14 protein-coding genes are annotated in these 13,690 nt (G+C 66.2%); 8 read left to right on the forward strand and 6 right to left on the reverse strand.

The genetic code is table 11. The annotated features are described in order from the left end of the window. Positions 1–217, reverse strand: a 217-nt coding sequence (locus tag ABZW16_RS29240; RefSeq protein ID WP_354959287.1) for a hypothetical protein, incomplete at its 3' end; no start/stop codon positions are given. Positions 218–536: 319 nt separating this feature from the next. On the opposite strand from ABZW16_RS29240, the gene ABZW16_RS29245 reads away from it, so the two are divergent. Next, the gene (locus tag ABZW16_RS29245; protein WP_354959288.1) at positions 537–1,490 is read left to right on the forward strand and encodes a hypothetical protein; all 954 of its coding nucleotides are present in this window, start codon (positions 537–539) and stop codon (positions 1,488–1,490) included. Here ABZW16_RS29245 and ABZW16_RS29250 read toward each other — a convergent pair whose 3' ends face one another. Next, on the reverse strand, positions 1,491–2,399 hold the full coding sequence (locus ABZW16_RS29250) for an NADP-dependent oxidoreductase (protein WP_354959289.1): 909 nt from the start codon (positions 2,397–2,399) through the stop codon (positions 1,491–1,493). A gap of 67 nt (positions 2,400–2,466) precedes the next feature. Here ABZW16_RS29250 and ABZW16_RS29255 point away from each other — a divergent pair, with 67 nt between their 5' ends. Beyond that, positions 2,467–2,883: a helix-turn-helix domain-containing protein gene (locus ABZW16_RS29255; RefSeq protein WP_354959290.1), complete on the forward strand. Its 417-nt coding sequence runs from the start codon at positions 2,467–2,469 to the stop codon at positions 2,881–2,883. Between the two features lie 43 nt (positions 2,884–2,926). Here the strand turns inward: ABZW16_RS29255 and ABZW16_RS29260 are convergent, their stop codons facing one another. Further along, on the reverse strand, positions 2,927–4,687 hold the full coding sequence (locus ABZW16_RS29260) for an ABC transporter ATP-binding protein (protein WP_354959291.1): 1,761 nt from the start codon (positions 4,685–4,687) through the stop codon (positions 2,927–2,929). 81 nt (positions 4,688–4,768) lie between these two features. On the opposite strand from ABZW16_RS29260, the gene ABZW16_RS29265 reads away from it, so the two are divergent. From ABZW16_RS29265 to ABZW16_RS29275, 3 genes are all read left to right on the forward strand, one after another. Continuing rightward, positions 4,769–5,203 (forward strand): MarR family transcriptional regulator, encoded by a 435-nt coding sequence (locus ABZW16_RS29265; RefSeq protein WP_354959292.1) that lies wholly within the window; start codon positions 4,769–4,771, stop codon positions 5,201–5,203. 184 nt (positions 5,204–5,387) lie between these two features. Next, a complete protein-coding gene (locus ABZW16_RS29270; protein WP_354959294.1) occupies positions 5,388–6,785 on the forward strand; it encodes an FAD-binding oxidoreductase in 1,398 nt (465 codons plus the stop codon). 126 nt (positions 6,786–6,911) lie between these two features. After that, positions 6,912–7,328 carry a hypothetical protein gene (locus ABZW16_RS29275; protein WP_354959295.1) on the forward strand — a complete coding sequence of 139 codons (417 nt, stop codon included), beginning with the start codon at positions 6,912–6,914 and terminating at the stop codon, positions 7,326–7,328. 109 nt (positions 7,329–7,437) lie between these two features. On the opposite strand, the gene ABZW16_RS29280 is transcribed toward ABZW16_RS29275, so the two are convergent. Next, complete coding sequence (locus ABZW16_RS29280) at positions 7,438–8,292, reverse strand: bifunctional 5,10-methylenetetrahydrofolate dehydrogenase/5,10-methenyltetrahydrofolate cyclohydrolase (protein WP_354959296.1); 855 nt, start codon at positions 8,290–8,292, stop codon at positions 7,438–7,440. 249 nt (positions 8,293–8,541) lie between these two features. On the opposite strand from ABZW16_RS29280, the gene ABZW16_RS29285 reads away from it, so the two are divergent. Together ABZW16_RS29285 and ABZW16_RS29290 are read left to right on the forward strand one after the other, a co-directional pair. Then, a complete protein-coding gene (locus ABZW16_RS29285) occupies positions 8,542–9,381 on the forward strand; it encodes a YdcF family protein (protein WP_354959297.1) in 840 nt (279 codons plus the stop codon). 135 nt (positions 9,382–9,516) lie between these two features. Further along, positions 9,517–10,320, forward strand: a complete 804-nt coding sequence (locus ABZW16_RS29290; RefSeq protein ID WP_354959324.1) for a putative protein N(5)-glutamine methyltransferase — start codon at positions 9,517–9,519, stop codon at positions 10,318–10,320. A 68-nt stretch (positions 10,321–10,388) separates the two neighbouring features. On the opposite strand, the gene ABZW16_RS29295 is transcribed toward ABZW16_RS29290, so the two are convergent. Both ABZW16_RS29295 and ABZW16_RS29300 read right to left on the reverse strand, forming a co-directional pair. Beyond that, the gene (locus ABZW16_RS29295) at positions 10,389–11,219 is read right to left on the reverse strand and encodes an SDR family NAD(P)-dependent oxidoreductase (RefSeq protein ID WP_354959298.1); all 831 of its coding nucleotides are present in this window, start codon (positions 11,217–11,219) and stop codon (positions 10,389–10,391) included. A gap of 42 nt (positions 11,220–11,261) precedes the next feature. Further along, entirely contained in the window at positions 11,262–12,833 is a 1,572-nt protein-coding gene (locus ABZW16_RS29300) for a succinic semialdehyde dehydrogenase (RefSeq protein WP_354959299.1), read from the reverse strand. A gap of 163 nt (positions 12,834–12,996) precedes the next feature. Here ABZW16_RS29300 and ABZW16_RS29305 point away from each other — a divergent pair, with 163 nt between their 5' ends. After that, positions 12,997–13,689, forward strand: coding sequence for a TetR/AcrR family transcriptional regulator (locus tag ABZW16_RS29305; RefSeq protein ID WP_354959300.1), 693 nt, complete (start codon positions 12,997–12,999; stop codon positions 13,687–13,689). Position 13,690: the final 1 nt, after the last annotated feature.

Here is a 13,690-nt window from a genome sequence, read left to right on the forward strand (position 1 = left end):
ACCAGGCACCCACTGACTCCGGACCGCTGCGCCGGGTACCGAACGACCAGGCACCCACTGACTCCGGACCGCTGCGCCGGGTACCGAACGACCAGGCACCCACTGACTCCGGACCGCTGCGCCGGGTACCGAACGACCAGAGCGCAACCCCCTCCGGGCCGCTTCGCCAGGTTCCCGACGCGCCGACGCCGATGACAACGGACCCGTTCCGTCGCATAACCGGTCACCAAGGTCCTGGTATGCAAACACCGAATCCGCGGGGCCCCGGGCAGACCGGCCCGATTCAACGGGATCCGATCCAGGAGCCACCCACCCACCGAGCCCCGATCCCCCCGGTCTCGAGGCGTCAGGCACTTCCGCAGCACCCCACCGCTTCGGACCCGAGCCAGCATGGATCAGCACCGCAACACCCGCAGCCACCCGCACCTGCGCGGCCACACGCGCCGACCATGCCGGAACCGAGCCGCCACGCTCCGGGATCGCAAAATTCGATGCAGCATGCGCCTACGGCGCACGGCCCGGGACGACGAGTACCGATGCGGCAGAACCCTATTCATCCAGAGGCCAGCAACGGGTCGTTTGCCGAGCAGGATCCGATGGGACACGCGCCCACCGTGCAGGCCCCGTTGCGGCAGCCCGCGATTCAGCGAGATCCCCTGCGCCAGAACCCGATCCCTTCGGATGCCGCCGCATTGCACCACACCCAGCAAGGCCCGAACCACGGCGCGCCACCGCGGCTACAGCCGCTCGCCTTGCCGGATCCCACCCCTTCAGCGCAAGATCCGATGCGGCAGAACATGGCTCATGTTGGCAACGGGGAACTCGACGAGCAGGGGCGCGACTATCAGGACAACTGGTCCGAGTGGGTCGAGGAGCTTCCGGAGGAGAAGCCGCCCGCGCCGGACTACTTCCGGCACGAGGAAGCGCTGGCGGCCATGATCGATCGGTCGGGGCGGAATCGGTCGACGCGACGTTGGCTGCCCGTCCTCGTCGGGTCGGTCGCCGCCGCCGGGCTATTGGTGGTGGCCTTCGTTCAGCTCGACCCGAATCCGCAACCGGCGACGGTGGCCTCGTCCAGCCCGAGCCAGATCGCGGTTGTCGATCCGGCGCCCACCGCGCAATGTCCGGCCGAACAGGTCGGCAGCACAATTCAGGGCAATGGGGCGGGCGGTATGGATTCCGGACCGGCCGTCATCTTCGCCTTCCAGTACGCGTATTACGTCACCCGATCCGGAGAGGGGACCCGAGAGTTCGTGGCTCCCAACGCATCCGTATCCCCCGCCGCGACGATCCAGCAGGGCATCGACGGGATTCCGGTGGGCACGACACACTGCATCACCGTCACGCCGGGTGCCTTCGTCGGCCAGTATCTGGTGCAGGTGACCGAATATCGACCGGATTCGAAGTCGATCACCTACAAGCCCCAGGCCGTCACGACCGCGCGCATCGGCAGCCAAACCCTCATTACCGCGATCAGCGCCGCCAAATAGTCAGACCGGCGAATTCCACGGCACCAGTACGATTTTCCCGCGAACGCGCCCGGATTCACTCAGCTGGTGTGCCTTGACCACCTCGGCCATCGGCAGCACCTGATCGATCTCGACCCGCAACCGCCCGTCGTCGAACAAGGCGGACAACTCCCGCAGATCGCTGCCGGACGGTGTCACATACAGTCGCTCATATCGCGGATCGTCGTCGGCATCATTGCCCTGCGCATCGATCAGGCGTCCGCCGTCCGCGAGTACCGGCAACGATCGTGACCCGTACTCGCCACCGACAAGATCGAAGACCACATCGATATCGCGCACCGCATCCGCGAAATCGGTTGTCGTGTAGTCGATCACCTCGTCCGCTCCCAGATCGCGGAGGAACTCGTGATTGGCGGTCCGGGCCGTACCGATCACATGCGCGCCGCGGCTCCGCGCAATCTGCACCGCGAAATGCCCGACACCGCCTGCCGCCGCATGCACCAGGACGCGTTGCCCGGCTACGACTTCGGCAAGTCCCTGCCAGGCCGTGAGCACCGCGGTCGGCACTGCCGCCGCGTGGATGTGGTCCAGGCTCGCCGGTTTCGGTGCGAGGATATCGGCCTGCGCCACAACGTATTCCGCATAGCCACCGTGACGGCTGAGCACCATGCCGTAGACCTCGTCGCCGACCCCGAACTGCTCGACGCCCGGACCGACCTCGGCCACTATCCCGGACACATCGAAACCCAGTGTGAACGGCGGATCTCCGAGCTTGCGCACCAGCCCCGACCGCAGTTTCCAGTCCGCTGCATTCATACCGGTGGCGGCGACCCGCACCACCACCTCACCCGGCCCGGCATTCGGCCGATCGACCTCGACGATTTCCAGGACCTCGGGAGCACCGAATGTTCGTTGCGTGATTGTCAGCATGCCCACGATTCTGCGTTCACCTAGTATCCAAGGGAAAGAAGGCACTTCAATGATCCCGAGGTACCCGATGGATACCATCGTCGACTGGTCCGACTCCGATAACCTGGTCAAGGCCTATCTGACCAACTGTCCGGCGCGCGAAGTGCTCACCGTGCTCGCGGACAAATGGGTGCTGCTGGTCCTCGGTGTGCTGCGCATGGCGGGCGGTCCGGTGCGCTTCAATGACCTGCGCCGCCGGCTCGATGGCATCACCCAGAAGATGCTCACCCGCACCCTGCGCAATCTCGAGCGCGACGGCCTGGTCCGCCGCGCCGTCTACCCCACCGTCCCGCCGCGCGTCGAGTATTCGCTCACCGAACTCGGTGCCAGCCTGGGCGAGCTGAGCCATGCGATGGGTGTCTGGTCGGTCCGGCACCACAGCGAAATCCTCGCCGCCCGAGACGATTTCGACACGCGTGCGGCAGCGGAACCCGAACCCGTCTGAACCTGGCAAGCCGTCACGCCCCTCAGCAGGGATGCCGGTCGAGTCAGGCGGCCCGGAGGAGGTCGCCGCCGGAGGCGAGGGCGGCGTAGCGGCCGTCGGCGTCCATGAGTTCGCGGTGGGTTCCGCGTTCGATAATGTGGCCGTGGTCGAGGACGACGATCTGATCGGCGTCACGGATGGTGGAGAGCCGGTGTGCGATGGTGATGGTGGTACGGCCTTCCGACAGTGCGTCGATGGCCGCCTGCACCTCCTGCTCGGTCCGGTTGTCGAGCGCACTGGTGGCCTCGTCGAGCACCAGAACCGGTGGGTTGCGCAGGATCACCCGCGCCACCGCCAAGCGCTGCTGCTCGCCGCCGGAGAAGCGGTATCCGCGCTCACCGACCAGTGTGTCGTAGCCATCGGGCAGGCTCGCGATATGATCGTGGATCTGCGCGGCCCGCGCGGCGGCGTATAACTCCTCATCTGTCGCATCGGGTTTGGCGAAGCGGAGATTATCCGCGACCGATGCGTGGAACAGGTAGGTCTCCTGTGACACCACACCGACGGCGGCGGCGAGATCGGCAAAGGACAAGTCCCGCACATCGATTCCGTCGATCTGCACCGACCCCGATGTCACGTCGTAGAGCCGCGCCACCAGGTACCCGAGTGTGGTCTTACCCGATCCGGTCGCGCCGACAATGGCCAGACTGGACCCGGCGGGCACGGTGATATCGATGTCCCGCAGCACATCCCGGGTGCCCGAGCCATACCCGAAGCCGACGTGATCGAAGCGCACCTCCCCCTTGACTCCCGAATTCGGCACCGGCACGGGCTTTATCGGCTCCTCGAAATCAGGCTCGAGATCCAGGTATTCGAAGATCCTGCCGAACAGCGCCATCGAACTCTGCACCTGCACACCGGTGTACAGCAACTGCACCATCGGCCGCAGCAGACTCGTCTGCAAGGTCGTGAACGCCACCAGCGTGCCGATCGATACCAGCGGATGTCCCGCCGCGACCGTCAATCCCGCCGCCCAGTAGACGACCGCGGGCATGGCAGCCATGACGATCTGAATCGTCGACTGCCGCCACCGCCCCGCCATCCCGGACCGGATCTCCAGGTCGACCAGCCCGCGCGATTCCTTCGCGAAATCGTCGACCAGTGCGGGCGAGCGCCCCATCGTGCGCCCGAGCAGAATGCCGCTCACCGATAGCGATTCCTCAACAATCGCCGACATGCCCGCCAACTTCTGCTGGCGTTCCGCGGTGATCTTCCTGCGCTCGTCGCCGACGCGCCGACTGATCCAGACGAAGAACGGCAGCATGATCAGCGATACCGCGGTGAGCCGCCAGTCCAACGCGATCATCGCGATCACCGACGCGATCACCGTGGTGAAGTTGGAGACCAGCGAGGTCGCGGTGGAGGTGACCGTCGACTGCATGCCGCCGATATCGTTGGCGATCCGCGACTGCACCTCGCCGGTGCGCGTAGTCGTGAAGAACGATAACGGCATTCGCTGCAACTGCGCATAGACCGCGGCGCGCAGATCGTGCATGACCTCTTGGCCGACCGCGGTGGAGATGTAGGTCTGCAGCACGCCGAAGACGGCGGTCAAGGCGGCGACCGCGACCATGCCCGCGGCGAGCACGGTCAACAGGCCGGTGCGGCCGTGCGGGAGGGCGTCGTCGAGGATGCCGCGCAGCATGAACGGCGATGCCAGCGCGACCAGGGACGACAAACCGACGAGCGCGGCGACCAGCGCCAGGCGCGCTCGATACGGACGAAAAAGCCGGACGATCCGGCGAAGTTGATGTGAGGGCTGCACGGGCGCCTCCTTCCGAAGCTACGTCATCAAACTGAGCATGACTCATAATTGTTCCCGAAACAATGAGTTATGCTCAACATCGTGGAAACCGCTCCTGATCCCGACCTCCCCGAGCTGTTCCTGCGCACCGCCAAGCGCATCCGCCGCAACCAGGTCGCCCGCCTCGCACCGCTTGGCATCACCCCCGGTCAGGCACGTGCGCTGCGCATACTCGGCCACCACGACGAGCCGCTGCGCATGGCCGCACTGGCCGATCACCTCGGCATCGTCCCCCGCTCCGCCACCACCGTGGTCGACGCCCTCGAATCCACGCACCTGGTCTCACGCACCCCCGACCCCACCAACCGCCGCTCCACCCTGGTGACCCTGACCGATTCCGGTCGCGCCGCCATCTCCCAGATGGCCGCAGCCCGACGGCAGGCCGCCGAGGAAGTCTTCGCCACCCTCCGACCCGAGCAGCGCGAAACCCTGCGCGACCTGCTCTCGACGCTCGACGCAGCCGCGATGAAGGCGTGACCGTCCGCTATTTCTCACCGATGCACGATCCACGCCAATAGACTGTGATGTGCGCCACATTAGACCTTGACGCGCTCTTGGACAGCACGGGCTGTACGTGCCGGTGCCGCCGCGGAGTCGATGCGCGGATCGCGTGACCAACTCCGTAAACAAATAGTCGGGGCCTGGTAGCTGGAGATATGCGATGACCCGAACAGCGAGCTCCGATATCCGAGCATTGCGGTCCAGGATGGCTGGGCCGGTATTCGCTCCCGACGATGCGGGCTATGACACAGCCCGCGCGGTCTGGAACGGCGATATCGACAGGCGACCGGCCGTGATCGCCGAATGCCTGTCCCCCGAAGACGTGGCCGCGGCACTTGCTTTCGCCAGAGACCACGCGCTCGAGGTATCGGTGCGCGGCGGTGGCCACGCGTACAGCGGCACCGCTGTCGGCGACGACGGGCTGATGATCAATCTCGGGTTGATGAATCGCGTGCTGGTGGATCCAGCGGGCGCGCGTGCCCGGGTCGGCGGCGGCGCGACCATGGCGGATATGGATGCCGCGACTCAGATGTACGGGCTGGCCGTGACCGGCGGGGTGATCAGCGATACCGGCGTCGGCGGGCTCACGCTCGGCGGTGGTATGGGCTGGCTGACGCGCATGTTCGGGCTGACGATCGACGATCTGATGTCGGCCCAGGTCGTACTCGCGGACGGCCGGATTGTGCAGGCCTGCGAAACTGAGCACGCTGACCTGTTCTGGGCGTTGCGTGGCGGTGGCGGCAACTTCGGCGTCGTGACCGAATTCGAGTTTCGGCTGCATCTGGTCGGACCCGAAGTGCACCTCGGCTTTTTCTTCTGGGGGCTCGAGGACGGGGGCGCCGCGCTACGGCTGTTCCGCGAGTTCATCCCGACGCTGCCACTGCGCTCCGGCGTATTCGTCGGTGCCGGATTATCCGCGCCGCCAGCGCCTTTCGTGCCGGAGCAATTCCGTTTGGTGCCGGGCTATCTCCTCATTGTCGCTGGTTTCGACACGGCCGAGGAGCACGCTCAGGCGGTGGCCCCGCTGCGCGCCGCGCTTCCGCCGCTGTTCGAATTCATTACGCCTATCCCCTATGTCGGATTGCAGGGCCTGCTCGACGACTCCGCGCCTTGGGGCGCCTACGGCTACGAGAAGAGCCTCGACCTCGATGATTTCTCCGATGAGGTGATCGCGGTCATCACAGAGCATGCCGGCAACAAGGCATCACCACTATCGTTCATGCCCATTTTCACACTCAATGGCGCCTTCACCGCCGTCGGCGAGAGCGACACCGCATTCGGTGGCGCCCGCACCGCGCACTATGTCTGCAATATCCAAGCCGCCGCGCTCGACTCCGAAACCCTCGCCACCGACCGAACCTGGGCCCGAACGATCTGGGAAGCACTGCGCCCCTTGGCTGCCAACTCCGGCGGCTATGTCAACTTCATGTCCGACGCCGACGAGAACCGGGTCCACACGTCCTACGGTGCCACCAAATACGCCAGACTGGCCGCCATCAAAACTCAGTACGACCCCGGCAATGTCTTCCACCGCAACGCCAACATCAAACCCGGCTGACAGATAATGGTTTCAGACCAAGGGGTCCGGAGCGAGCAGCATGTCGGCAGCGACGATGCGGAGCCCGCCCACCTGCTCCGCATACAGCGCGACACCCGTAGGCTCGCCGCGTCATAGCATGAGAATGTGCTGCTGAGCGCATTCCACCGCCCGCTCCGAATCGCCACCGCCCTGCTCCTGCTGGCCGGAGTCGCGCTGGCCGCGTTCGGCAGCGCGGCCTCGCTCACCCACCACAGCCCCGCCCGCGCCGCGGGCTTCCTGATCGTCGCCATCGCACTGACCAGCGTCGCGGTGCTGGTGCTGCGCGGCTACCGATGGATCATCGCCATCACAACCGTGGCTCTGGGCGGTCAGTCGATCGCGGTCGCCGCGACCACCTGGGAATTGATCCACGGCATCGACCCGATCAAATCCGGTCAGCTACACGACCTGGGTGTCACCCCCACCACCGGCGTAGCCATCAACCTGATCTACTCCAGCACCGCCGTACTGCTGTTCACCTGGTTCGCCTTGCGCTACTACCGAATCCGCACCAAAGCCTGACGGTAGTTCGCCAAAATCTCACTGCGGCAAGGGAACTCGACAACCCGCGGTCGCCACGATCGCGGCCGCCATGAATCCGGTACGACACGACCGGGCGAGCGACGAACGATCAGGCCGTGCGGGTCTTTTCGGCGGCGGCCACTACGTGACGCATCAGGAGGGCGGTGGTTACCGGCCCCACGCCGCCGGGAACGGGGCTGAGACCGGAGGCCTTGCCGCGTACGGAGTCCGCGTCGACGTCGCCGACGATTTTTCCGTCGGCTGCTTCGTTGGTGCCGACATCGATGACGGTGGCGCCTTCGCGGATGTGTTTGCCGGTGACCAGGCCGATGCGGCCTGCGGCGGCTACCACGATGTCGGCGGCAGAGGTGACGGCCGGGAGGTCCGTGGTGCGGGAATGACAGATGGTGACGGTGGCGTTTTCCGCGAGCAGCAGTTGGGCCAGTGGCTTGCCGACGATGTTGGAGCGGCCGACCACGGCGACATGCTGACCGGCGAGCGGGATGTCGTGATGCTTCAGTAGTTCGACGACGGCCTCGGAGGTGGCGGGGACGAAGCCGTCCAGGTTGGAGGCGAGCAGGCCGAGGGACAGCGGGCTTACGCCGTCGACATCCTTGGTGGCGGCGATCGCCGAGCTGACATCGTCGAGGGTGACACCGGCGGGCAGCGGGGTCTGCAGCATGATCGCGTCGATGCCGGTGTCCGCGCTGCGGGCGGTCAGTTCGTCGCGGATCTGCTGAATGCTCGCGTCGGCACCGAGATCGATGGTGTCGCAGCCGATTCCGAGACGTTCGGCGGCCTTGCGCAGCGAGTTCACGTACCAGGCGCTGGCCGGATCGTCATTGGCCACGATCAGGGCCAGGCGCGGCGCGGTTCCGCTCGCGGTGAGCGCGGCGGCGCGCTCCTTGGTGTCGGCGTTGATGGCGGCGGCGAGTTCCTTGCCGGACAGCGAAACGGTATCCACGTTGTCACACCTTATCGGCTGCACCCCGCAGTCGGTTCGCGCGGTCACCCCGCGCCGCCCGATTTGCCCGAAGTCGGGAAATGACGCGCGGATTGCGTCCGGCAATTACCCGACTATGGCCCGTACCAGCCGTATCGTAATGGCTGCTTGCCAACAGCTAACTGTCAGCTGACCTACCGAAAGCCCCGTTTCACGCGTGGAAAGGTGTCGACTGTCGTGAAGATCTCGAGGCATTGGAAACTATCGGTTGTGACCGCGTTCGCGGCCGCGACCATCACCGCACTGACCGGCGCACCTGCCATCGCGGCGCCGAATACCGACGCCCTCTATAACTCCGCCCAGCGCGCCTTCACCGACGGTGACGACGCCTCCGGACGCGCCGAGCTCCGGGAACTGATCGCCGCGGACCCGACCGACGCCGAGGCCCTGGCGCTGCAGGCGATCTGGTCGAACTACGCCAATGACCTGCCCGCCATGGCCGATTCGATAGCACGCCTCACCGCCGTCAACCCGGAGATGGCCCAGGGCACCAGTAATGTGCTCGGCGCGGTCACCGCCGCCGTCAGCACTCTGCCGAACCCGCTGCCCGCGCTCGTCGGGCCGCAGACCGGAATCGTGGTGCTGGGATACGGCTTGCTCCCGGATGGCACGCTGCGTCCCGAGCTCGTGAACCGGCTGACCGCGGCCTGGCTGCAGGCGGTCGCCTCGCCGTTCTCACCCATCATCGTCACCGGCGGCAACCCGCAGAACGGGATCTCCGAGGCCGAGGCCATGCGGGCCTGGCTGATCAGTAAGGGCTTGCCCACCTCTCGGATCAACGTCGAGAGCCGGGCCGGATCGACGGTGCAGAACGCGCTGTTCAGCACCAAGATGCTGCGTGATGTCGGCGCGGACAGCGCGGTCCTGGTCACCTCGCCGAATCACATCCGGCGCGCGGTCGCCGACTTCATTGTCGCGGGCACGCGCGTGATCGGGGCGACCACCTCGCTGGACCAACTGGTGTCGCAGTTGCCGCCGCCCGCCCGGCAGGCACAGCGCGGCATCTATCTCGACGCGACGCGCACATTCCAGCTCGCAACCTCTCGCTGAGATCCCACCACGCGCACAATCGGTCCGAGCTTGCCCTATCGACCCAAGTACTCGGCGCGAAAGTGCAGCTCAGACCGATTGCCAACAGAAAACGACTAGCCCTGTCGAATACCCGCACGGCAGGATGTCCCGGTGATGCCAACCGGAGATATCGTCGCGCAACTACGCGCGGCGGGCTGTGTATTCGCCGAGGACGAGGCGCGGCTGCTCACCGCCGCCGCGGCGGAAACCGGCGCCGATCTGGCGGATCTGGTCGCGCAACGGGTTTCCGGGACACCCCTGGAGTATCTGCTCGGCTGGACCGAATTCCACGGCTTGCGCGTCGCGGTCGCCCCTGGTGTTTTCGTGCCGCGCCAACGCACCGCCTTCCTCGTCGACGAGGCCGCCGAACTGGCCCGCACGCTCCGCACCGAGCACCCCGTCGTGGTCGATATGTGCTGCGGTTCAGGTGCATTGGGTCTCGCCATGGCGAAAATCCTCGCGGCCGAGGGCCGCCAGATAAACCTGGCCGCCGCCGATATCGAACCCGCCGCGGTCGAATGCGCCCGCCGCAATCTCACTCCGATCGGCGCGGCCGTCTACCAGGGCGACCTGTTCGACCCGCTCCCCCGCGAACTGCGCGGACACATCGACATCCTGCTCGCGAACACCCCGTACGTGCCATCGGAAATGATCGCCCAGATGCCGCCGGAGGCACGCGATTACGAGCCACGTACCGCCCTCGATGGCGGTCCCGACGGCCTGGATATCTTCCGCCGGGTGATCGATGCCGCCCGCACCTGGCTCGCCCCGGGCGGCCATTTGCTGGTCGAAGCCAGCGAAGCCCAAGCCCCGCACGCGATCACCGCCCTCACCGACCGCGGCTTCACCGGCCGCATCGCCGAATCGGACGAGCTCTACGCCACCGTCGTCATCGGCACCAAAGCCGCCGCGCGATAGGCAAGTCGGCCCGACTCACGGCGGGTCCGCCCGAAACACGTGAAGCCGGTCCGGTTCAGTATCGTGCTCTACTTCTTGCGGCCGGTGAATTCATCCATCGAGTGGTACACACCAACCGAATTCAGGAACAGATCGCGCAAGTTGATCGGCAGCAGGCCCGAGATCGCCTTATTGAGCCGCGACGTCCACGGCAGGATAACGAGCGGATTGCCCGCCTTCATTTCTTGCCACGAGGTATCGACGACATCATCCTGCTCCAGGATCGGCGTGAACAGGAAACCCTTTGCGCCGTTGAACATTCCGGTGTTGATGTAGGTCGGACACACCGTGGTGACCTTCACGTGGTCGTGGCCCGCCTGCTCCAACTCGATGCGCACCGAATCCGACCAGCCCAGCGCCGCCCACTTCGACGCCGCGTACACGCTCATGCGCGGATTGGCGACCAGCCCCGCAGAGGACGCGATGGTCATGACCCGCGCCTGGCCGATGCCGCGCACCATCGCGGGCAGGAATTCGAGCGTAATGTACATCGGCGCAAGGGAATTGATCGCGACCGTCTTATCGATATCGGCACGGTCGGTCGTCTCCCAGAAGTAGCTGTTGCCGCGCACGATGCCCGCATTGTTGACCAGGATATCGATATCGCCGACCGCACCACGCACCGCTGCAGCGGCCTCGGCTATGGAGTCCTGCGAGGCGACGTCGACCACGTAGTGGTGCACGGCCGTACCGCGTCCGGACAACTCGGCCACGGTCTCTTCGAGCGCGGATTCGTTGATATCCCACAGCACCACCGCGGCGGCGCCCTCACGCACCGCGCGTTCGGCGAACAGCTTGCCCAGGCCCATCGCGGCTCCTGTGACCAGCACCTTCTTATCCGCTACCGTGTCCAGCTTCATTCGTCCCATTCCTGATCCATCTTGAAAAAGCCACTGGCGCAATTACTTCTGGCGAAGCGCCTTCATGACCCCGAAGTACAGCGTCATCGTTTTCGCCCACAGTTCCTCGGACATTCCGGGCAGCGGCGCGATGGGCAGTACCCGCTGCACGGCGATCGTCTGGGTGTCGATGTACTTCAACAAGCCCTCGGGACCGTGCCGACGACCGGTGCCCGAAATTCCGAGCCCGCCCGACGGCGCGTCCGCACTGCCCCAGGCCGCGATGAAGCCCTCGTTCACATTCACCGAACCCGCATTGATGCGCGCGGCCACCTCGCGGCCTCGAGCGACATCCTTGGTCCAGACGCTCGCATTGAGTCCATACGCGGTGTCATTGGCCTGCTCGACCGCCTCATCGTCGCTGCCGACGCGATAGATCGAGACCACCGGCCCGAAGGTCTCCTCGCGGTACACCGTCATCCCGGGCCGCACCCCGGCCAGCACGGTCGGCTCGTAGAAGTACGGCCCGAGATCGGGGCGAGCCTTACCGCCCGCCAGCACCTTTGCCCCCTTGGCCACCGCATCGTCGACATGCGCACGGACCGTGTCCAATTGGCGCTGGAATGTCAAAGACCCCATGTTACTGGCGAAATCGAGGCCGCCGCCCAATTCGATCGCCCGCACATGTTCCACGAATTCGCTGACGAACCGGTCATAGACCGTGTCGTGCACATAGATTCGCTCCATCGACTCACACAGCTGCCCGGCCGAGGCGAAGCAGGCCCGGATCGCGATCTTGGCCGCCCTGGACACATCCGCATCGGCGAGCACCAGCAGCGGATTCTTGCCGCCGAGTTCGAGCGAATAGCCGATCAGCCGCTCCCCGGCCTGCTGCGCGATGGTCCGGCCGGTCGCGCTGGACCCGGTGTAGTCGACATAGTCGGCCCGCGCGATCACCTCGCCGCCGATCACCGATCCGCGACCGAGCACCGCCTGCCACAGTCCGCGCGGCAGTCCGGCCCGCTCGGCAGCGTCGATCGCCCACAGCGCGGTCAGCGCCGTCTGATTGTCCGGCCGCGCGACCACGGCATTTCCGGCCGCCAAGGCGGGCAGCGCATCGGAGGCGGCCAGGGCGAGCGGATAGTTCCACGGCGAGATCACCGCGACCACCCCCTTGGGCCGATGCCGCACATCGACCTGGGTCAGTACCGGCAGCACACCCCGCGGCTTGCGCGTTGCCAGCAACTTCTCCGCGACCGACGCGTAGTACCTGGCATTGACCGCCACATCCCCAACCTCGTCGAAGGCATGCGGCCGCGACTTACCGGTCTCGGTCTGCACGATATCGAGAATCGTGTCCTGTTCGGCGAGCACGATGTCGTGGAATCTGCGCAGTACCGCGACCCGCTCGCGCACCGAGCGCCGGGCCCATTCCCGCTGCGCGGTGCGCGCGGTGCCGAAGGCGGTATCGATATCGCCGGTCGAGGACTGCGGCAGATCCGCGATCTTGTGTCCGGTCGCGGGCGCGAACACCTCGACCGAGGGTGCGGCGCCCGCGACCGCGCGATCGAGCAGGGGTTGCACCAGGGCCGCGGGCAAGGCGGTCGGTTCGGCCAGTTGGCGGGCGGTCGTCATGGTCGGCCCTCTCATGGGTCTGGTGGACGCGGCAGGAGCGGCGGTCGCACGGCGCGACCATTTCCTGAACACTGGTGTTAGATTAATCATTGGGCCGCACCTCGTGTCAAGCTGTCGGGTGTGGAACACAGACAGGTCAGGCTTCGAGTTGTGCGGCAGCACCATGTCCGCTGACACATCCCAGACCGCTGGCGCGGCCCGGCGCGGTCGACCGCCGCAGACCCAGGAACAGGCCGAGGAGGTCCGCGCCCGGATCGTGCTCGCGACCGCCGCGGTATTCACCCGGGGCGGCTCGCGCGGGCTCAGCGTCGCCCAGATCATCGAACAGGCCGGACTGGCCAGGCCGACCTTCTACCGCTATTTCAGCAATGCCACCGAACCGCTGCACGTCGTGCTGGATGCCTCGAACGACAGGCTCGTCAACAACATCCGCACGGCACTGACCGGCCCCGACGAACCGGTCGAACTCGGTATCCGGCTCATCGACGCCTACCTCGACTGGGCCCACGGGCACGGCGCGATGCTGCGACCGCTCTTCGCCGAACTACACGACCCGGCCTCACCGGTATCGGCCTATCGCGAACGGGCACTCGATGATATCCGCGCGCTGGTGCGCGAAACGTTCACCGAACTCGGCCGCACGGTACCCTCGCCGCTCGATCTCGATGCGGCGCTGCATGTTTGCGAGTACGTCGTCTATCGCATCTCCGCGGGCACCGCACCGGGTGCCGAGCCGGACGCGGAAACCGTTGCCGCTGCACGGCTTACCATGATCCGCGTGCTGCTGACCACGCTCGGCACCCGCGCCGACCTCGAATACGCCATGACACTGCCCGGCATCTTCCCGGCGGAGTAGA

It is taken from the genome of Nocardia sp. NPDC004604, from assembly GCF_040609795.1.
Lineage (GTDB): Bacteria > Actinomycetota > Actinomycetes > Mycobacteriales > Mycobacteriaceae > Nocardia.